Raw genomic sequence first — 21612 nt, forward strand, 5'->3', positions numbered from 1 at the left:
ATTGGGCATTAAGTGTGTTTTGCACGTCTGCTGGCAACTGCTATAAGTTAAGGTATTTGAACAGTTTGAGCGGGAACGTCTTTAGGCGTGATCGTGATCGTAAGTGGGTCATTGCTATTTGTTAATTTAAACAAAAGGGTGATAGGGATCGTGGCCCCAACTGTATTTTGAAATTGCGGTAGTTGATTCGTATTCGTATCATCGTTTTGAACATTGTCTAGACTTTGTCCATTTTGTGATACAGCTACGCTTGAAATGAGGCTATTGAATGTTGGTGCTTGCTGATTGGCCTTATTGACCCAATTAAGAATAACTTTGACTTGCCCATTATCGACCTGTGTTTCCACAGTAGTGATTGTCGTACTATCAAATTCAAAATTGATTGTTTTAGTCGCTGCCAAGGGACTGTGTCCGTTATCGGCAGATTTATCTTGACTTGCAGCTTGCTGATCATCTGGTGCGGGTGCACTATTACTCGATTGTGCAGCCGAGTCACTGCCAGTATCAGGCATTGTAGCGCTATTACTTGAACTGGAATTCACCCGATTACTGGACCGGCCTGCCGATTTATTTAAATATTCAAGATAGACGCGACTTGGCACAACAGCTGCTTGTTTACTTTGCGTTGTGCCGACAAAACTCCGAGCAGTCACTTGGATCGTTTGCGTCTGTGGCGTGTCTAACTTATATTTGAAATGAAATTTACCATGTTTATTGACAGTTGTTTGTTTTTGATTATCTACATAAATGGTTGCAGCGGCTGCACCTTTACCAGTCACGGTAGCAACACCATGTTTGTTTGTTAAAAATTGGGTTCGATCTAATTGTAAAGTGGTTTGCGGGGTATTTGTTGCCGTAGTTTCCTGGCTGCTGGTCTTTAATGTGGTCATCAGTGAAAAAAGTACGCCAAAAAGAAGCAGGCCAAGCAAACACCAAACCCAGACGTGCTTGAAAAAACGCTTTTTAGGTCGCTTTGGTTTGATTTGGCGGCGATCACCCCGACTGGTTGCTGCTATTGGCGCTGTTTTTTTTGCTTTGGTTTGTCGTGACCGATTATTTGATCGTTGCTGTCGCTTCATATTAAGACCCCAATAAGTATTTACTGACTTAAAGTATATCATGATTCCATTGATCTGTATGGGTATTCGCCCTGAGCAATATAAAATAGTCACAAATTGGGAATTTAATTTATATATCTTACTAATATTCAAATAAATATATAATTATTATCCGAAATTGGTGCCGTTGTTTTGACTAGCTTCGATATAATAGAATTGAATAATATTTAAAAGAGCTGTAAATTAGTTTGATAGTCTTTTAAAAATAAATAATTTTAGATTTAAATCACAAACAAAATTTAAAACAAACCAAAACGTATTTCTAAAAAGTGGGTTTTTAGTTTTTCATTCTAGGGGGAGACCATTATCATGGATTCAACACGGCGTAATGATAACCATGCACCGTTGGTATTATTATTAGCTTTTTTGGGTATTTTTGTGATGCCTTTTGCACAGTCAAATGTACGCGCGTTTGCGGCTAGTGATCAGCCAACGACAACAACAGTTAAGAATAACACAAAAAAAGCAGCGACTAGTGCTTATCCGGCATGGGTGTATCAGGCTATCGTGGGGACGCCATATTCTGCCCAACAATTCGTTAATTTACCAAGCGCCAAACAAGTATGGTTCTTAAAGACACTGCATCCCGAAATCAATCCTAATGTGGTTTCACAAACAGCCCTAAGTCCAGCACTAGCCAATACGATTCCGACACAAAACGCCAACCAATCACTGACTACTAGTGGTTTCACGAACTTCATGACTATGGCTGCGGCAGCGACGACACCAGCACAAAGTTATATTGATGTGGTACCAACAGGCACTAATACTGGGTCAGTGGCGGTTAAGTTTGCGTCAGCTGCAACTAGTGGCACAGCCACTACCGATCTTAATCCTGGTGGGACTGAGCCAGGGAAACTGACTAGTAGCGATTTTAAGTTAGATCCAGCAAGTGAATTATCCAGCAGTGATGTAACTTTTGACTATAATGCTAGTGATAAAGCTGTGACCCTATCAGTTAAGAATATGTCTGCATTAGATTATAATGGTAAGAAGATGATTTATAACGTTACCAAGAATGGTCAATCGTTAAAAATCACCTTTAATTTGTGGCGGCCGGATATTAACCGAGTCCATGCCAATATTGAAACTCAGAAGAAGAATCAAATTGCTTTGCAATATGCCTATGGATATATCTACACACCTAATAGTACTGATATAAATGGTGATCCAACGCCTAATACTACTGAAACTCATAAAATGCCAGAATTCGCTTATAATATGGATATCCCTAATGTCAATATTGTTATCGGTGGCAAAACAAGAATTGTCTCTACCTTTGGGGATAGTGGTGAACCACCACTAGATGATTACGACGAGTATCAGACTACTTCGGGTTTATTGATTGGTAATAAAATGGGGAAGCAGATATCAGTTCGTTACAATCAAGTGGAAGTGTTGGTGGTGGGTATCTAACCGCGGGTTTGATGATGTCAAGCATATTCACATGTGGCCGGATACTGATGATAATGATACGATTTATTTGAGTTACGATGGCTACATCACAGACCCTAATAAATTGAGCAGTTATAATATGCCTACTGATGAGCCTATTATCTTACATGTTGAGAATACAATTAAACCTACGGATGATCAGCAGCAGATGGCGATGAGTGAGGTTGTAACAAATCCAAAAACAATTTATGGTAATCAAACGAATACAAAGGATCTTTCGAACTTGTATTTTACCCGTGAGTACGATACAGCTTTAGGACATCCCAATAATGACGATGGTTCCCCCGATGATGGTGTTCCCATTCGTTATTCTGGCATAGGTACGTCAGGACCACGAAATGGTAAAATTGAGGGTTTGGTGATTCGCCCTTCAGATTTAACAAATAGTGATTATAAGTATCAAGTGGCTTTTAATTTTAATAGTGATTTCGCGCCTGATGGGTGGATGGGCACTACTTTTACGACATATCCCACGGGCGGAAGTATGCAGAATGGGGCAGCTGTGCAGCCAAATGCTTTTATGGTATCTGAAGATGGCACTGGGATATTTTACAAAAAACATCCAGACACTGGATCACAGGTATGGTCAATTTTTAATAAAGCAGATGATGTCGGTATGGCAAACACCGATCCTGATAAGGCAAACACAATTGCTTTTGGCAGCAAGACAAAAAATAATGCCTATGACACCTCAATTTTGATGAAATGGTCGCCGAATTATGTGGGGGACTTTAAACCAGGGAAAAATGTTGTGATGGGCTTTAATGCAGATTTGGGTACAGCATTAGCTCCCGGATTAGAGGCAGATAAGAGTTATTTGCGCATGGATAACACCCGTAATGAGGTGCCAGTAAGTTTGCAAGATTTAGATAGTACTAATGTATCCGTGCGCTATACGATTGATACGCCATTGGACTCGAAACATATTACAGGGGATGATTCTGATGGCTCTAAGAAATTATTATCAGCAACTGGTGTGTCAAGTGACTATACCCCGTATACTGGTAAAATTACGGATACCTCTGATCTTCAAAAGCTACAGACACCACAAGAGGGCGGGCATACGCTCTACCTCTATGCGGTGGATGATACAGGTTACGTTTCACGGATAAGAACCATTACAGTAAATAAACCAATTTATTTCAACCTTCAAGCAACGGTTCAGGCAACTGATACAAGTGATAAATTAATTCCGGACACAAAAGTGCAGCAGTATTATGCTTTTGCAGGTGATTCATATAATTATATTGATGGTACTAAGAATTTATTTGACCCGGCGACCACTGATTGGACTTACGCAACGGCTGGTAATGCACCAGACACGTTAACAGTAGATGACCATAATTATAAAAAGACGGGGACGCCAAGTAATGCCTCCGGGTCGTTAACTCCAACACAGACTGATGGTGTAACGGCTAAGAAGCCAATTACAATTAATTATCACTATATAGATCAAGGTTATTTGAAATTAACAGTACCGAATGTTAATTTTGGTCAGCATAAAATCGGTATGCCAGGGCAATACTATGCTGAAACTCTGGATGACCCTAAAGGTACAAAAGGTGATAATCAAGGACAGTTATCGTTTGAAAACACCACACCGAATAAGAACTTAAGTATTTACTTAAAGGCTACAAAGCCACTAACCAATATGCAGACGCACCAAAGTATTCCGGACGGTTTGGCCTTCCAACCAGCTAAGAGTGGTACCACTGCTGAGAGTATTACGGATAATTCCGTTTTGATTTACAAGACCAGTTCTGATACCTCAGCAGTAATATCGGATACTTGGAAAACTAATGGTGTTTATACTGCCGGTCCGGTGCTAACAGTAACAGATAAAAATGACGGTGTGGGTCAAGGTACCTATACGGGGGAACTTGAGTGGATTATGACAACATCTACTAATTAATAATAATTTAAATATCATTGTTAGTGATTAATATTTATTATTATTATTTTAACAAAATCAGAGGTTATCAATTGCTTTTTTTATTGAAGTGGATTAAATTTAATTATATAGGAATAGTTATTACTAATTCCAATAAATTTTAATTATACTGGGAGGAACAAAAATGAAAAGTTTTAAAAAATATAGCTTATTGGCTGTATTAGCTCTAGGTCTTGGTGTTGGTGGTGCGATTAGTATTGGCAGTCCGAGCCAATTAGGTGCAGTTCAATCCTCAACTGCTATGGCTGCCGCAAAACAAATTCAGTATGACTATGCTGCTTTTGATAGTGTCAGTCGCCAAGCATTACCTGCCGATGTTACAAGCGGGTTACCTACTAATATTACTGGTACACCAAGACAAAAGATTGATTTACAAAAGCTACCAGAATTGGTAGGCTATAAGATTGATTCGGTGAATCCAGACGGTTTTCCACTTAAGAGTCAGTTAATTAAGGGGTATTACAAACAGATCACAGCAACTTCTACCATTAATATCAAATATATTGATGCAGCTACTGGTGACCAAATAGGTAAGTTACAGCCTTCAGATGCTTATAAATACAATGAAAGTGGTAAGCTAACGTACAAACTGCCTGAAAAAGCTATTGACGTTAACAAGGTTGAAGTTAAAACCCCAGTTGATGGTTTAGAGTTGGATACTACTAGTGACAAGACTACTTTAGGCGTTGTGAACCATTCTGAAGCTGGAGGCACTGCCGAAGTTGATGTTTATGTAAATATGCCAAAGCAGGCAACTGTAAATATCAATTATTTGGATGAAAAAGGGAATCCGATTGTTGTTAACGATAAACCAATGACAAAAACTATTTCTGATGACACAACTAAAATTGGTAATGCTTTTAGTTATGATGATGTAAATAGTTTTACAAATGATAGTTGGAACTATACACCAGATCATTACACGGTAAATGGCGGCGCCATTCAACAAATAACTGATGGTAAACTTAATATTGATAAGTTGGCTGAAACTAACGATGTCAATGTTTACTTCAAAAAAGATGTTGTTGCAAAATCTGATAAGACGAATGTACCTGGTGTGTATGCTGAAGCTGGTGCTAAAGTTGCGTTAGATGCTAACCACTACACGATTGTTTCAGCTGGCGCTGGTGTTGGTATTTTAGGTGCCACAGCCCATGGTGAGATTTCCTTCTCTGGACCATTTGGTTTGATGCAATGGAAGGTTGGGGCTCAAGTTTATGTTGGTCCTTTAGGTGTTTGGGTCGTTGCTGGTATTACACCAGATAAGAAAGTCGTTGTTACACCATTAAGTGTTGATGCACATGCTTCTGCTGCAGTTGCCGGTGTAGATACCGCCTTATCTGCTGGTGCCACAGCTAATGCCAGTGTCGCTAATGGTTCTGGTGCTTCTGCTGCTGCCGGGATCACAACACCAACGACAACGACACAAAAAGTTGTCAGCACGGGTAACGAAAAGACAGATACCCCAAGTGGGACAGTACCTTCTGTTTCCAAGCAGAACATCATTGGTACTTTAACTGATGCAACAATTAAAGCAGCTAATGGTATTGTGAATGCTGTCAGCGGTGCTATCCATTCTGTACTTGGCTGGATATTCTAGCGGCTTAGATTAAAGTATCAAGCAACATGAATTGGTGATGACTATTTCAAAATGAACAAGAGCGCGACAAAAGAGTGTTGCCTTTTGAAACACGTTTGAACTAAAATTCTTCACAAACAGATAGAGGGCGTTGGTACAAAACACTTGTTTTGTACCAACGCCCTCTTTAACTGCGGTATGAATGACTATTTAATCGTACTGCTAAGACCACTGCGTTTTAATAATGGGTGTAAGGCAATATAGATGATTGGCAGAGCAATCATCATTAAGATACCGGTGATCACATCGGCCGGGAAACTAACAAAAGCTTGTTGTAATGCCCGTGAAAGACTGAGGCCAAAATCAACCAGACTTTCCACCACATAGCGGAAGTAGCCAGTGACGGCTTTCGTCAGTCCAGCGGTAATGCCGATAGTAATGATAGCTGGGACCATGGCAACGTGGCGTAAAGCCCGTGCCAAAAGACTAACGACCGCGACCAAAACGACAACTTCCAAGACGGTCAGATAAGCGTGGTTGGCATAGCCTTGGGTGATGTCAAAGAGACCCAAACCAATGACACCAGCTAACGTGCCATATTTCCAGCCTAATAATAATCCGCCTAGCGCAACAAAAGTAAAGCCGAGATCGACAAAGGGGTGTCCGACTGGCGCGGGGATGCGAAATTGAAATAAAGCCATAATGTAACTAAAGGCCGCAAATAAGGCGGTTTGAACGATCAATTTTAACTGGGTACCTTGATGGGACATAATTTCACCTTCTCAATGATTTAATACATTATAGAATGATGAGAGATAAATTACAATGGCAAGGTGCTTTTGAAATCGTTATCACTTATTGATTATAAGTCAGATAGATAACATAACGGCGATTATGATGGTTATTGTGATTTTATACACGATTAACGCTTTATTAGATTGAGCTTCTCAAGACTTTTAAGTTGTCGTCTATGTTATTTTTTGTTAATATGTAACAAGAAAGCGTTAACAAATATTTATTGGGGGTCTTCTTATGACAGAATTAAATTACGAAACACGGTTAACTGATTTGAATAAGATGCAAACTGAAGACTTAGATCTATTAGTAATTGGCGGTGGCATTACTGGAGCTGGCATTGCTTTAGATGCTCAGACGCGCGGTTTAAAGACAGGACTTGTAGAGATGCGTGACTTTGCCTCTGGGACTTCCAGCCGGTCGACCAAGTTGGTACATGGCGGCTTACGTTATCTAAAACAATTCGCGATTCATGAAGTCGCTGAAGTGGGTACGGAACGGGCAATTGTCTATGAGAATGCACCACATGTGACGACGCCCTTAAAGATGATGTTACCTTTCTATGCCGGTGGGACTTTTGGCAGCTTTACCACCGCAATCGGCTTAGATGTCTACGATCGTTTGGCTCATGTACGCAAGAGTGAACGCAAATTTATGTTGAATAAAGAGGCTTCTCTTGCTCGCGAACCTTATTTGAAGGCTGCTGGTCTCAAGGGAACAGGGGTCTATGTTGAATATCGCACCGATGATGCCCGTTTGGTCATGGAAACGATCAAGAAAGGCCATGAAGAAGGCGTCTATTTAGCTAATTATGTTCGAGTTACGGGTTTGACTTATGACGCTAATGGACAAGTGAACGGTGCTGAATTTGTGGATCAAATCACGGGTGAGACAGGCACCATTCACGCCAAACGGGTGATCAATTCGGCTGGGCCATGGGTGGATGAGATTCGAAAGATGGACGGCTCTGATACTGGTAAACATCTACATTTAACCAAGGGTGTCCATTTAGTCGTTGACCACGATAAGTTTCCGGTTACCAACGCAGTCTACTTTGACACACCGTTCGGGGATAAACGCATGATGTTTGTCATTCCTCGAGAAGGGAAGACTTACTTTGGTACCACGGATACCACGTATGAGGCTGATCCCAAGGAACCTAATGTCACAGCTGAAGATGTGCGTTATATCGTTGATGCAGTGAATGGCATGTTTGATATTGACCCACTGACACCAGACGATATTGAGTCAGCTTGGTCTGGTGTCCGGCCGCTGATCCAAGAAGAGGGGAAAGATCCTTCTGAGATTTCACGTAAAGATGAAATTTTCCATTCTGATTCTGGTTTGTATTCTATTGCTGGCGGCAAATTAACTGGTTATCGTAAGATGGCAGAGAAAATTGTCAACCGGGTGTTAAAAGACATCGTAGCGACGTATCCAGGGTATACCTATATTGGTACTAAGACCGAGCATTTACCATTATCCGGCGGTGATCCTAAGGGAAGCGATGGCTTCAAGGTATTCATTTATGGTGCGGTTGAACGTGGTGAAGCAAAAGGTCTGTCTAAGGCACAAGCTGAAAAGCTAGTGCATCGTTATGGAGATAACGTGGATGCCGTGTATCGTTATTTGGATAAGGCCCAAGCAGCTGAAACAGACCTAGCCCCAGTGGATTATGCCCAGTTGCATTACGGCTTAGATGAAGAGCTGGTTATGCATCCAATCGATTATTTGTTACGGCGCAGCAGTCAAATGCTCTTTGATTTTCAACATATGCTGGCTGTAAAAGACGCCGTGGTTGCTGAAATGGCACGGTATTTTGGCTGGGACGAGGCAACTAAAGCAAAGATGGCCCAGGAAGTTGACGATCAGATTGCCATTCGGCAACAGTTTAAAGAGAAGACTACATTTTAATTGACAAAGTATATTTAAATTATAGTGTTCGTCTGGTTTGTTTATATAATTAACAATTTGAATAAAAGTGTAAAAAGATGCATTTTGACAATTTTTGGCGTTGAAAAGCGTTAAAATTGAAACTTTTTCTATTAAAATAGGCGTGACAATGGGACGCTTATTTTTTTAGTCATTTTTAATTTGAAATCAGTTAGCCCAAATGAAACAAAAATAACAAGTTAATTGTTGATAGCGGTTTCAAATATGCTATACTTATCTCATAAGTTAAGCGTGTTACTGATTCGATCAGGCATAACCTACTTATATCTCATGAAAGTAAGAGCTGCATAAGCTATACTTAAATTAAAGGGATATAGTAGGTTTTTTATTTGCTGGGAGTGGTTTGAGTGTTTCGAATTGTTCAGAGTTTTAATAATAACGCTGCTCTAGTTGAAGATGATCAACACGCAAAATGGATCGTCATTGGAAAAGGCATTGGCTTTGGCTTGAAGAAAGGTGATGTTGTTAATCAGCAGGCAATTCAAAATTGTTATCGCGCAGTGGATCAGGAAGACTTTGAAGTCATGCGTACCATTGATCCCAAGGTCGTTAAGCTGACTAATGAAATTTTGACATTTATCAGTAAGCAGCTGCACCAAGAAGTCACTGGAAATGACTATGCTAGCTTAGCGGATCACTTAGCCTTTGCTTTGCAGCGGGCAAAGGAAAAAATTGACTTTGATGATACGTCAACTCGGTGGGAAGTAGCTCAGCTTTACCCAAAAGAATTCAAGCTGGCTCAGGAACTTTTACCTCGAATTGAGCATGCTTTTCAAGTCAGGCTGCCTAAAAGTGAAGCCGTGTTTCTGACATATCATTTCGTGAATACCGAAGATGCCAGTTCACTGCAAGATACGATTTATTTGACGAAACTGATTCAAAAGCTAATCAATATCGTGCAGTTTCGATATAAAGTCCAATTAGATCCAAAATCATTTAATTATAGTCGTTTTGTGACCCACTTAAGATTGTTTTTGATTCGTCATATGAAAGGCACCCAAGAGCATGTTCATCCGTTAGACGAGGCTTTTGTGACATTAACAAAGACAAAGTATCAACGTGCTTTCGAAGTGGCTGAGAGTATGGTCCATTATTTACAGTCAGAGACGCAATGGCAGATCAGTGATTCGGAGAAAGTTTATCTCGCCTTACATTTGATGCGTTTGATGCAAGATAAGCAACAGCAATAAATTAGCGCTTAGGTCGCGTGTTACTGGGTCAACCAGGCATTAGCTCAACTAAGCTTTGAAGAAGTAATGACATTTTTTGGTCATTTCTTTTTGAAAGCTTAGTTGGGCTTTTATTTTGAATAAAATTCAAGGAGGTTTTACAGATGAAAAGCTACGATGAATTAGCCAAGGAAATTGTCAAAGGTGTCGGTGGTGAAGACAATGTGAATAGTTTGATTCACTGCGTCACGCGTCTGCGTTTCAAATTAAAGGATGAAGGCAAGGCCCAAAAAGAACAATTAGAGCATCTTGATGGCGTTGTCAGCGTGGTCCAAAGTGGTGGGCAATACCAAGTGGTGATCGGCAATGAAGTTGCTGATGTGTATGATGCCGTTTTACAGAACAGTCATATCAACCAAAACGACGCTAAAGCGGCAGATGACCGTAACAATGGTGAAAAGCAAACGATTTTAAATCGCTTCATTGATCTGATTTCTGGTATTTTCTCGCCCTTATTAGGTTATTTGGCTGCTACTGGGATGCTGAAAGGGTTCCTAGCCTTATTTCTCCAGTTCGGCTGGTTAGCTGAGAAATCCGGGACTTACCAAGTACTTTATGCGATTTCCGATAGTTTCTTCTACTTCTTACCAGTAATGTTGGGGTACAGTGCCGCTAAGAAGTTCAAAGTTAGTGAATTTCTCGGCTTGACGATGGGGGCCATCATGGTTTATCCATCGATTGTCGCCATGGCACCAACCAATATGGGTAAGATCAAACCACTATTTACCTTACTTGCAGGGACACCATTTGCTTCACCAGTGCATGATACTTTCTTAGGCATTCCGATGATCATGATGAGCTATACTTCATCGGTCATTCCGATTATTGTCGGGGTGTGGTTTGCTTCACTGATCGAGAAACGGCTGCAAAAACTCATCCCGACCGTGGTTAAGGCATTCTTAGTCCCATTATTCACTTTGGTGATAGCGGTTCCAATTATGTTTCTAGTCATTGGTCCGGTCACGACTTGGGTGGCGCAAGGGTTAGGTTTTGGCATCAGCAGCTTGGTTAAATTAAGTCCAATCGTAGCAGGGATCGTTTTAGGATCGCTCTGGCAGGTTATGGTCATGTTCGGACTCCGTTGGGGCTTGATTCCAGTAGCTATCAATAATATCGCCCAAAATGGTTTTGACCCGATTTTGGCATTGACCTTTGCGGCTTCTTGGGCACAAATTGGGGCTGTATTGGCAGTTGTTTTACGTACCAAAGATAAAAAGACCAAAGGTTTAGGCATCTCTGCCTTTATCTCGGGTATCTTTGGTGTCACAGAACCGGCTATTTACGGGATCACCTTGCCAAGAAAGAAACCATTCGTCGTTAGTTTGATCGGTGCTGGTATCGGCGGTGCTTTAATTGGCCTCTTCGGCACGGTTGCTTACAATATGGGGGGCTTAGGCGTCTTTGCAACTTTGACGTTCTTCAAACCTGGACAAACCATCGGTATGCCATTTTATGGGGCAATTATCAGTGCTTTGATTGCTTTCGCCATCAGTTTTGCGGCGACATTATTTGTTGCCAAAGATGCTAAGACCGAAGCAAAAGTAGATGCCAAACAAGACACGGCCTTAGCTGCAGCTGAACCAGAATTAGAAGGTGCTAATGTGCAAATGATCAATGGCACCAAAGCACCAGCTACCGTCACAAAACCAGAAATCGAGTTTAATACACCCGAAGTATTATTAAGCCCACTATCGGGTCGGGTCATGAAATTAGAAGACGTTAAAGATCCGGTATTTTCTTCTGGTGCCATGGGTAAAGGCGTTGCCATTGAACCAACAGAAGGCAAGCTTTATGCCCCCGTTGCCGGTACAGTCAGTCTATTGTTCCCAACTGGTCATGCGATTGGCATCAATAGTGATCAAGGGGCTGAAATATTATTGCATATTGGGATGGATACCGTTTCGTTAGATGGCAAAGGCTTTACACCAAAAGTGAAACAAGGCGATCGCGTTGAAGCTGGTCAATTATTATTGGAATTTGATATGGCTACCATCAAAGCGGCTGGTTTAGAAACGACCACACCGATCATTATTACCAATAGCAATCAATATCATGACGTCAAACCAGTGGTTGTGAATCAAGCAGTCACTGCTAAAACCGATATTTTGACATTAGATTAAGGAGTGAAAGTTCAATGACAAATTTTCCAAAAGACTTTTTATGGGGCGGCGCTGTAGCTGCTAATCAATGTGAAGGTGCTTATCAAGTAGATAGCAAAGGTTTATCTTTGGTGGATATTTTACCTGATGCCAAACAAGGGCGGTGGGATGCCCTGATGCATCCGAAAGCAGCAGCTCAAAAAACTTATGATTTCTATCCCAGCCATGAGTCGATCGATTTTTATCACACTTATGAACAAGACTTAGAAATGATGGCCGAGATGGGCTTTAAAGTTTTCCGGACCTCGATCAGCTGGCCGCGAATTTTCCCTAATGGCGATGATGCTCAGCCCAATGAAGCCGGCTTAGCTTTTTATGACAAGTTATTTCAAAAGTGCCGTGATTTAGGGATGGAGCCATTGGTAACGATCAATCATTTTGACACACCGCTGGCTTTAATGGAAAAATATAATGGTTGGGCCGATCGCCGTTTGATCGATTTATATTTGCGCTATTGTGATGTGATTTTGCACCGCTATCATAAGCTCGTGAAGTATTGGCTGACATTTAATGAAATCAACATGATTTTGCACATTCCGTTTTTAGGCGGTGGTATGGACGTCAGTGATCTGTCCGCAAAAGAGGCATTACAAACCAAATATCAAGCGGCACACCATCAATTAGTTGCCTCAGCCAAAGCAGTTAAAATGGCCCACGAAATTGATTCTGATATTAAAATGGGCTGTATGCTGGCGGCAGGTGAAGTTTATCCAAATACACCAGCACCGGCCGATGTTCTGGCTGCACTTCAAGCTAATCGGGAAGGCTATTTCTTCATTGATGTGCAGGCTCGGGGCTATTATCCTAACTATGCTAAAGCTTTCTTTAAAGCCAATGACCTGCATATTGAAATGACCGATGCTGATTTGGCTGCTTTAAAAGAAACCGTTGACTTTGTTTCCTTTAGTTATTATGCTTCACGATTGGTCAGTGCAGATCCTGAAGTCGCTGCTGAAAAGGGCGAAGCCAATGTCTTTAATAGTCTGAAGAATCCCTATCTGCCAACTTCTAGTTGGGGCTGGCAAACCGATGGTGTCGGCTTGCGTATCACCATGAATAACGTTTGGGATCGCTATCAAAAACCACTATTTGTCGTTGAAAATGGGCTTGGTGAAAAAGATGAATTAACGGCAGATCATAAGGTTCATGATGCTTACCGGATTGCCTATTTGAAAGAAAACATTGATCAAATGGGTCAAGCTATTGCTGACGGCGTCGTTTGCTGGGGGTATACATCTTGGGGCTGTATTGACCTCGTCTCAGCTAGTACAGGTGAGATGGCCAAGCGTTACGGCTACATCTATGTGGACCGCGATAATAATGGTCAGGGGACTAATGCCCGCTATCGTAAAGATTCCTTCTATTGGTATAAAGATGTGATTGCCAATAATGGCGTGACTGAACCAATTAAAGCTTGACGAATAATAAACGAACGTGTAATCTCTTAGTTATTAATTAAATAATCGATCGTTAATTTCACATTGAAGTAGCGTGTTATCTGGGTGTCAGAAAGTCGGTGGTTGCTGCGAACCGATCAGGATAATATTAGCCAAATACGGTGAATCGATTTGCTGCGGCAAACGGAGACCATTAGAACCGTTAACATCTAGTGAGTGGAAATAACTGACTTAGATTCGTGAGCTTAGTCGACGTTATTTCAAGCTGGGTGGTACCACGGTTTGTCCCGATCGTCCCTATGGCAATCTTTTGAGATTGTTGTAGGGGCGATTTTTTTGTTTCACATTTAAAATTTAATGGTTCGTAAACAAATAGGAGGCTTTCTAATGGCAAACAAAACGCGACAAGTTCATTTTAGCGAGGCATTGATCATATTGATCGTAATGATCGGTATTTTGGGGACAGCAGTCATTAAATTTGGGGTATCCCCACAAACACCAGTGATGTTAGTGATCGCCCTCTTGATCTTATGGACTAAAATTCGGCGTTACAGCTGGGATCAGGTCCATAATGGGGTGATCAACGGCATTAAAACCGGCATCATTCCCATTGTGATTTTTATTCTAATTGGGGCATTAATTGCCAGTTGGATTGCAGCTGGTATCATTCCTTCCATGATGGTAGTGGGCTTTCACTTAATCTCCGACCAGTGGTTCGTGCCATCTGTTTTCTTAGTCTGTGCCGTCATCGGCTCTTCAATTGGGAGTGCCTTTACGATTATTTCTACCGTGGGTATTGCATTATTTGGCATGGGGACGACTTTAGGCATTAATCCAGCATTAGTAGCTGGTGCCATTATTTCTGGGGCAATCTTTGGTGATAAAACCTCACCTTTATCAGATTCTACCAATTTGGCCTCGGCAGTCGCAGGCTCTGATCTGTTCAAACACATTCGCAACTTGATGTGGAGCACGATCCCAGCTTTTCTGGTGTCTTTGATGATCTACGGCATTATGGGACATACCACTAAAACTATGCCCGCTATGAAGATCAATGCGACGATTGCGACGTTACAAAATCATTTTTGGATCAGTTGGTGGGCAATCGTGCCAATTATTTTAATGGTAATTTGTGCCGTGATGAAGATTCCGGCAATTGCCACATTGTTCCTAAATATTGGGGTCACCATTGTGATGATTTTCGGACATCAACCGAATTTTTCTATCAAGCGGCTGGCAACTTTATTAGAAAGTGGCTTTGTGGCTAAGACCGGCAATGCTAGTGTGGACGCGTTATTATCTCGGGGTGGCATTACGGCCATGATGGGCACTGTTTCGTTGATCATCTTGACTTTAGCCCTAGGCGGCTTGTTAATGGAATTTGGCATTATTCAAAGTGTGATCACGCCGCTGGCACGCCATCTGCATGGACATACAGCTCTAGTTTTAAGCACTTTACTAGCTGGCATCGGCGTCAACATCTTTGTAGGGGAACAATACCTTTCGGTGATTCTACCAGGCAATGCTTTCAAAGAGACTTTCAAAAAGCAAGGTTTAGATCCCTTAGCTTTGAGTCGTGTTTTGGAAGACGGCGGCACCGTGATCAACTACTTAGTGCCTTGGGGGGTTGCTGGCGCATTTGCGGCCAATACTTTAGGTGTTCCCGTGCTACATTTCCTACCATTTTGTTTCTTTAGTTTATTATCACCCGTGTTCTCTTTACTTTCTGCCATGACGGGGATTGGTCTGAAGCGTTTAGGGACACAGGCAAAAGCAACGAATGCTGCCCAACCCTTAACACTTGAAAATCGCTAAATCATCAATTTCATACTATAATGGTTTGTAAGAGAGTGAGTTGATGATGATGGTAACACGTGGTGCGCTAAAGGCCGAGGCCAAAACAAGATTAAACCATAATTTCCCGTATTTTTTGGTATTATTTAGTCCATTGTTTCTGTTAAGTTTGGTGAGCTGGGTGACGCAAAACCACTTTGTACATCATTTAAGTACGTGGCTGCGGCCAGATCGGATGATGTGGCGCGGGAGTGATAACTTTTATGCTCATGGTATGTATGGCTATAATTACCGACACCTATATGGGTCACAGATGGCGAATAGCCCTTGGGACCATTTCACTTCAGGGGTAAGTTCTTTATTGATGTTAGCAATCTTATTTATGTTGGTGGGGATCATGTTTGTTTTGATTGACATCATCCGCCGCAATCAGTTTCCAGACCAACCTTTAAAGCAGAGTTTTCGGATTTTAATGAATGGCCAGTATTTCATCGGCACCTTATTGATTTATATCCTGCGTAATTTGTTTCTGATTTTATGGTCACTATTATTATTTTTCCCGGCCGTTATTAAGTTTTATAGTTATTCCCAGGCCTATTTTATTTATCGAGATGGGATTGACCGCGGAGAAGATGTGACTTATTTAGAGGCGATCACGCGCAGTCGCCATTTGATGCAAGGTCACAAAGGGGACTTGTTTGTCTTACATTTGAGTTTTATGGGTTGGTTTATTTTAGCTGGTTTGACTTGTGGCTTATTGTTGATATGGTTATGGCCGTATTTTCGGTTAACATTAGCTAATTTTTACGTAAAGTTGACTGCCGAAAAAGAAGATGAAACAAGTACATCAGAGACACCAACGGCTGATCCATCTACTTCAACTGCGGATTAATTGTCTTTTTGGAGCACAGATAAACCTAAATAATTAGAATAAAAAAGAGCTTGAAAGCAAAAGATTAATTTTGTTTTCAGGCTCTTTTTTGTTGCTTTGGCAAAAGTAAGCTGATTGCCATAACGTTCGTTATCCGCGCAAAGTCTTGATAGCAAGGCTTTGAACAGCCTCCTTGTATTGAAATATTTATATATTGATATAATTAAAATGGGTAAAAATAAAACAAGGGAATAAATAAACGCTGGCAATGAAACAGAAAGGAGCAGAAACCTTGAAGAATCGTGAACAATTGATTATTTTGATAAGCCTCTGCCTAGGTCTGGTACTGGCTGGTTTCACGACAAATCAGGCCTCTGCACAGATTTCGCGCAATGTTCAAAATAATTTAACGACCACGCCAATCGATGATATGCGTGTCAATCCAGATACTGGGCGGCAATACCAACGTAATGAAGGTATTCTGACAGCTACGGGTGTCTATGATGCTGAAAAGCAGGGGACGAATAATAAAGATCTGGTGACTACTAATAATGATGAGATTACAGGTGGTGAGTCACCAATGCTGATTCGCCCATATACTAGCGGCGGTGGTTTCGGTAAAGCACCTTGGTTTAGTTGGAATTACCTGGAATCACCCTCGGGAAAAGCACCAGGTTTCATAGGCTTTGATAATGCCACCCAGGCGAACAATTTTACACCGACTTTTAATGGAAATAACTTCGTAAATAAAATGGATCGTACTGGGACAATGCCTGTTTTAGACAACGATAAAAGCTATGATAATGGTTACCTGAATGTTTCTGGAAATGTACCCGTATCTGTGAAAATAAGAAAGCAGAAAAATGCAGCATTACATTTAATGGCTGGTAATTGGGGCGTGATGATCCGAGTTAAAGTCCCCAAAGATATCGATCGAGTTTCTTTAGCCAATGCCATTGACTGGGAACGTGCCTATTTTAATTTATCGCTACAGACTGTTACGGGCGGTGACTGGACCGGCACTTATAATTTTCCACTACAGTTTGACCATCACGTTTATTTAGATCCAGATGATGAAACTGCCTTTTACTTGAAAGTTAAGGGTGTTCCTTACAAAATTACTCATACGGATAGTTTATTGTTGAATCCTAAAGCGACCTTTAATCTATTAAATTATGCCAGTGATGCGGTGGATTATAAAAATAATTTAACCGTTAACCAAAATGGCACCGGAACTCAAAGTTATCTCGAAGAAAATGGAAAAACAGCATCAGCACTTGGGTTTCAGAAGGCTTGGGCCTTAGGATCGGCGGTTAATAACCTTGGTAATATTGGTTCAGCTAGTGCACTGATTAATTTGGCCAGTGGTGAATTGTTTAATTACGAATTTGACCCTGGTTTATCGCAAACTTTTACTTGGTTAACTCAATTTTTTATTGAGCAAGGTTTCCAAGGCAATGCTAACATCAATTTCAATTTTGATTTATCAAAGTATAATGGCAATTTAACGGATGCTTATAAGGGCTTGACCAAGGCGCGCTTATTCCCATCGCCTAATTCTGACGGGCTTTTTAACCAGGATAATGGTTTGGGTGGCAATCGACGCGACATTGGAATTGATTTATACGGTACCGATCAATTAACGGACCCCTATAGTGTCGGTGAGTCAGCAATCACGCAAAATAATATTATTCATAACACCGGCACATTCAAGGGCAATACGCCGATGGATTACGCGGTCGTGAAGCGCGATCAGGTTGAGCATGGGACGAAATATCCAGTATACACTAACTTCTCATCTTGGAATGTTTTTATTGCCCCATTTGATAATATTATCGACCGAAAAAATGTGGGGCCTGATCAATCCGCTTTACCAACAGACTATGTATCCGGCTTTAATATTCGTAATCGTGTGGCTAACCCTGATCCAGCGATTGATGGTGTCGTTGTTAACCCAGCTTCCGATACGCCTTATACAACCACGGGGGATACCACTAGTACAGATTCCAACAGTCCTTATCGGCTGACGGATAACGGCTTGGCTGGTGTGGTGACGCCACAACGCTATACTAAAGCCTTTAGTTATTTTAACTTTGCCACGGGGCAAGTGGACCCGCAAGAAATTGTCAATGACCCTGATTTGAGACTACAGGCAACCCCAACAAATGCTAGTTCTGCGAACCCTGCCGGTGGTACTGTTGATGCTTTGCCAAGTGGAAATGTGACCTGGGCGTTGAACGGCACATATGGACCTTATAATGTACCAGTGGCGGGTAGCCAATTAAACGTGAATCAATTACTTGATCCAATATTGACTTCGGCAGTGCCAAATACCATTGTGGTAAGCCGGCAGAATTTACTCAATGGGCAAGCTCATGTCATTAATGCGGCGGGCTCATGGGTAGATGGTTTTCCGGGGCCGGATAGTTTAACGATCACTTCAAACGATACACCAAGTGTCACAACAACTACGGGTGATATCTTGAATCAGACCCAGGACAATCAGTTGAATTTAAGAATCGAAAATGATACGACCAATACACCTGGCGGCACTTTAGCAGTGACGACGGAAAACGAGCAGCACGTGGTCAATGCAATGATTGGATTGAACTTACAGAATACAAGTGGTATTTATACCTATCAGTTGACGCTGGCTCGGCCAAATGGCATTATCGCACAGGACAAAGCTGGCAACCGTTGGACAACGGCTTCTGGTTCAGACCAGGCGATGAAAGAAATTAGAATTTTGGTCGTCGATGATGCCCAAAGTTCGCTGCGGTTAGAGAAAGGTTTTGTGATTGGAACCCACACGACGGATACAAAATATGTCAGTCAAAATGGTGACAAAGTCATTGTCAATGTTAAGGGCAAGCAAACGAGTGATCAAGCATTGAATGGCGATATTTATTTGCAGGTTCCAACGATCAATGGTGCCACTCTTAATACGGCGACTGGCGTGACCGTGAATTACAATGGTCAAACTTATCCAACAACCTATAATTCGTTCGTAAGTTACCCAGGATTCAATGCTTACCAATGGACCTTGCCCAATGGCGGCAGCTTACCAGTAGATGCTGAATTTACGTACACCTATACGTATGACGTCACTGATATTAGCCAAGTGCCTGATCAGTCTGATATTTTAGATATGGCTTTTACGCTAGATGGGTTCACTTCTCGTTATTTGGGACAATCCAATCAAGTGACATTACTTAAAGCCAGTGGACCACAGCTATTAAGTGTCCCAGAGCTGGACTTTGGCACTAATCAGTTAGAAAGTGGCTCGCAGCCGCGTCAGCTTGAAAATAAAAATGGCACCCCAACTATTGAACTCTATGATAACTCAATAACCGATAGTTGGACTTTGAGTGCGGTCATGACACCGTTTACCAATCCGGACACCCAAAAACAATTAGCGGCAGACCAGTCGGCTGTTAATATTGAACTTGGCCAGGCGACAACAACAAATAACGGTAATCAAGACCCAAATTTGATTGTAAATCACACGGCGCAAAAACTATTTGCAGATGGGAGCACACCAAGTATTTTATATGTTCTCGATCGCAGTCTGGAAGAAAGTAGTCAAAATCAGATCAGTCTGGCGTACCGAGATAATGCTAAACTAAATATCCCCGACAATGTCTGGCAGCAGATCATTCCGGGGAAATATGAAGCGTATATTAATTATCATGTGACATTGGGACCTTAGAAATTTTGACGGTAGAAGTCATACTTGCGTTTAATTTCAAGAATGGGAGCACTTAACACATGTTCTTTGCCCACGGTATCTAATTTGAACGCCTGGTGAATCTGGGCCATTAAGTGGGCATCAGCTTCAAAAAAGTGGGTTGGCAGCGGTGTATTTAAGGGTTCAATACTTACTTGCTGCAACTTGCTTAAAGTAGCTTGATATAAGTCTTGTAAAACATCAGCATAGGCTTGGTCCACATACTTGAGTTCAACATGTTCCATTTGGTCGTAATAGTCTTGATCGGTTAGGCCACGTAGCTGCTTAACTAATTCTTGCTCGTCATAATAATGTGCATAGTATTGGTCCCAGTCCCGGGTGGCATAGCGGTTAAGGCGCGTCAATACTTGTTGACCTTCAGAAGTCAGGTTAGCCGCTGCTGACCAATGCAGCGCTGGGTCACGCAAATAAGGATGCAGTAAGATTTGAAATAATTGATCATAAAAGGAATTTGGTTGGATCTCAGGTTCAATTTCAGGTTCATAATCAGGACCAATGCTTTGTTTTTCCGGTAAATCAGCAAGGCTTAAGTCAGCAGATTGTAGTGCCTGTAAGAATTCACGCTCTAAATCAGCCGGCTGACCATTGCTTAGCAGGGCTTTCATGAGTGCTTGGTCAGGGTCAATATGATATTGACCGATGATTTTAGCAAGTTGTTGATATTGGCTTCGCAAACCATTCAATAGTGGCTTTTGATTGGCATAATAAAAACCTTGTTCTGCCAGCATTTCTGTTACTTTTTGTAATTTGTGTTCTAGCAAACTGACATTTTGCACCAGATCAGCATCTTCTTTTGGAAAAAAGAAAAGGTGCAGTACCATATTATTTTGTTGGATCTCAATTTCTAAAGCCTTACGTAATAGCGGCCGCCAAGACTCGAAATAAGTTTGTTCATATATATTAAAAACTTTGGGTGTAAAGTCGTGGTCACTTTCAGAGTTATAAATTTGCACCATCTGCTCACCTTCCTACTATAATAGAATATAGGAGTTGTGATCATATGACCATTAGGTATTATCCTAAAAAGATATTTTTTTAGGCTGACAAATCTCAATTGATGGTATATAATCATCAATCCATTCTAATTTCACCTGTTTGGAGGTTGACTGCTATGTTAAACGACCATCAATTAAGTTCAAATGATCATTTATTATATTTAGGTGAAGATAATGAAATCAGTGTTTCAGTCGTATTTTATGATTTGACGACCGTTGAATTTGAACGCCAAATCAAACGACTTTTTCAGGCTTATCAACGACTATTACCTGCTGATGCAACTTCGGGTCAGGAACAAACGACACTCGCACAGGTACTAGGACATTTAAATTTAAGATTAGAACCCAAGATTCGGGGGATCAGTACGGCAAATGATATTCATTTACCAATTCTAAAGAAGCATTTGATGGCGCTAAGCATTGACCACTTACATCGTGAATTAGCCAGAGTAGGCGTAGCCATCAATAAGTTTGCCTTTTATAATCAAACAATGGCTTATTATTTTGATTTTGGTAAAAATAAATTATTGCCATTCCATACAAAATCACTAACACTTTCAGCATAATC

The 21612-nt window shown here is 41.3% G+C and carries 14 protein-coding genes; 11 read left to right on the forward strand and 3 right to left on the reverse strand.

Annotated elements, in window-relative coordinates; translation table 11 throughout:
- Positions 1–47: 47 nt before the first annotated feature.
- Entirely contained in the window at positions 48–1079 is a 1032-nt protein-coding gene (locus tag ACNAN0_RS04420) for a hypothetical protein (RefSeq protein ID WP_416353980.1), read from the reverse strand.
- A 348-nt stretch (positions 1080–1427) separates the two neighbouring features.
- Here ACNAN0_RS04420 and ACNAN0_RS04425 point away from each other — a divergent pair, with 348 nt between their 5' ends.
- The 3 genes from ACNAN0_RS04425 to ACNAN0_RS04435 all read left to right on the forward strand — a co-directional run bounded on the left by ACNAN0_RS04425 (position 1428) and on the right by ACNAN0_RS04435 (position 6124).
- Positions 1428–2534 (forward strand): hypothetical protein, encoded by a 1107-nt coding sequence (locus ACNAN0_RS04425; RefSeq protein WP_416353981.1) that lies wholly within the window; start codon positions 1428–1430, stop codon positions 2532–2534.
- Between the two features lie 31 nt (positions 2535–2565).
- Positions 2566–4485 (forward strand): hypothetical protein, encoded by a 1920-nt coding sequence (locus tag ACNAN0_RS04430; RefSeq protein ID WP_416353982.1) that lies wholly within the window; start codon positions 2566–2568, stop codon positions 4483–4485.
- A 163-nt stretch (positions 4486–4648) separates the two neighbouring features.
- Positions 4649–6124, forward strand: coding sequence for a hypothetical protein (locus ACNAN0_RS04435; RefSeq protein ID WP_230913498.1), 1476 nt, complete (start codon positions 4649–4651; stop codon positions 6122–6124).
- Between the two features lie 185 nt (positions 6125–6309).
- On the opposite strand, the gene ACNAN0_RS04440 is transcribed toward ACNAN0_RS04435, so the two are convergent.
- Entirely contained in the window at positions 6310–6873 is a 564-nt protein-coding gene (locus ACNAN0_RS04440) for an ECF transporter S component (protein WP_230913497.1), read from the reverse strand.
- A 262-nt stretch (positions 6874–7135) separates the two neighbouring features.
- Between ACNAN0_RS04440 and ACNAN0_RS04445 the strand changes: the two genes are divergently transcribed.
- The 7 genes from ACNAN0_RS04445 (at position 7136) to ACNAN0_RS04475 (ending at position 20010) form a co-directional block, all read left to right on the forward strand.
- Complete coding sequence (locus tag ACNAN0_RS04445) at positions 7136–8812, forward strand: glycerol-3-phosphate dehydrogenase/oxidase (RefSeq protein WP_416353983.1); 1677 nt, start codon at positions 7136–7138, stop codon at positions 8810–8812.
- 386 nt (positions 8813–9198) lie between these two features.
- On the forward strand, positions 9199–10041 hold the full coding sequence (locus ACNAN0_RS04450; protein ID WP_416353984.1) for a PRD domain-containing protein: 843 nt from the start codon (positions 9199–9201) through the stop codon (positions 10039–10041).
- Between the two features lie 143 nt (positions 10042–10184).
- On the forward strand, positions 10185–12200 hold the full coding sequence (locus tag ACNAN0_RS04455) for a beta-glucoside-specific PTS transporter subunit IIABC (RefSeq protein ID WP_416353985.1): 2016 nt from the start codon (positions 10185–10187) through the stop codon (positions 12198–12200).
- A gap of 14 nt (positions 12201–12214) precedes the next feature.
- On the forward strand, positions 12215–13657 hold the full coding sequence (locus ACNAN0_RS04460) for a 6-phospho-beta-glucosidase (RefSeq protein ID WP_416353986.1): 1443 nt from the start codon (positions 12215–12217) through the stop codon (positions 13655–13657).
- A gap of 366 nt (positions 13658–14023) precedes the next feature.
- Positions 14024–15451 carry a Na+/H+ antiporter NhaC gene (gene nhaC, locus ACNAN0_RS04465; protein ID WP_416353987.1) on the forward strand — a complete coding sequence of 476 codons (1428 nt, stop codon included), beginning with the start codon at positions 14024–14026 and terminating at the stop codon, positions 15449–15451.
- 43 nt (positions 15452–15494) lie between these two features.
- A complete protein-coding gene (locus ACNAN0_RS04470) occupies positions 15495–16322 on the forward strand; it encodes a DUF975 family protein (protein ID WP_416353988.1) in 828 nt (275 codons plus the stop codon).
- 247 nt (positions 16323–16569) lie between these two features.
- A complete protein-coding gene (locus ACNAN0_RS04475; RefSeq protein WP_416353989.1) occupies positions 16570–20010 on the forward strand; it encodes a hypothetical protein in 3441 nt (1146 codons plus the stop codon).
- Here the strand turns inward: ACNAN0_RS04475 and ACNAN0_RS04480 are convergent.
- Complete coding sequence (locus ACNAN0_RS04480) at positions 20007–21005, reverse strand: hypothetical protein (protein ID WP_230913967.1); 999 nt, start codon at positions 21003–21005, stop codon at positions 20007–20009. The two genes, ACNAN0_RS04475 and ACNAN0_RS04480, sit on opposite strands and share 4 nt — an antisense overlap.
- Positions 21006–21160: 155 nt before the next feature.
- Here ACNAN0_RS04480 and ACNAN0_RS04485 point away from each other — a divergent pair, with 155 nt between their 5' ends.
- A complete protein-coding gene (locus ACNAN0_RS04485; protein ID WP_230913966.1) occupies positions 21161–21610 on the forward strand; it encodes a hypothetical protein in 450 nt (149 codons plus the stop codon).
- Positions 21611–21612 lie beyond the last annotated feature (2 nt).

The sequence above is a fragment of the Agrilactobacillus fermenti genome (genome assembly GCF_047943045.1).
GTDB lineage: Bacteria > Bacillota > Bacilli > Lactobacillales > Lactobacillaceae > Agrilactobacillus > Agrilactobacillus fermenti.

Coding starts and splice junctions, on each gene's coding strand:
- ACNAN0_RS04455 (WP_416353985.1), top strand. CDS start 10,185: ATGAAAAGCTACGATGAATTAGCCAAGGAAATTGTCAAAGGTGTCGGT.
- ACNAN0_RS04425 (WP_416353981.1), top strand. CDS start 1,428: ATGGATTCAACACGGCGTAATGATAACCATGCACCGTTGGTATTATTA.
- ACNAN0_RS04480 (WP_230913967.1), bottom strand. CDS start 21,005: ATGGTGCAAATTTATAACTCTGAAAGTGACCACGACTTTACACCCAAA.
- ACNAN0_RS04470 (WP_416353988.1), top strand. CDS start 15,495: ATGATGATGGTAACACGTGGTGCGCTAAAGGCCGAGGCCAAAACAAGA.
- ACNAN0_RS04475 (WP_416353989.1), top strand. CDS start 16,570: ATGAAACAGAAAGGAGCAGAAACCTTGAAGAATCGTGAACAATTGATT.
- ACNAN0_RS04460 (WP_416353986.1), top strand. CDS start 12,215: ATGACAAATTTTCCAAAAGACTTTTTATGGGGCGGCGCTGTAGCTGCT.
- nhaC (WP_416353987.1), top strand. CDS start 14,024: ATGGCAAACAAAACGCGACAAGTTCATTTTAGCGAGGCATTGATCATA.
- ACNAN0_RS04420 (WP_416353980.1), bottom strand. CDS start 1,079: ATGAAGCGACAGCAACGATCAAATAATCGGTCACGACAAACCAAAGCA.
- ACNAN0_RS04430 (WP_416353982.1), top strand. CDS start 2,566: ATGTGGCCGGATACTGATGATAATGATACGATTTATTTGAGTTACGAT.
- ACNAN0_RS04445 (WP_416353983.1), top strand. CDS start 7,136: ATGACAGAATTAAATTACGAAACACGGTTAACTGATTTGAATAAGATG.
- ACNAN0_RS04440 (WP_230913497.1), bottom strand. CDS start 6,873: ATGTCCCATCAAGGTACCCAGTTAAAATTGATCGTTCAAACCGCCTTA.
- ACNAN0_RS04435 (WP_230913498.1), top strand. CDS start 4,649: ATGAAAAGTTTTAAAAAATATAGCTTATTGGCTGTATTAGCTCTAGGT.
- ACNAN0_RS04485 (WP_230913966.1), top strand. CDS start 21,161: ATGTTAAACGACCATCAATTAAGTTCAAATGATCATTTATTATATTTA.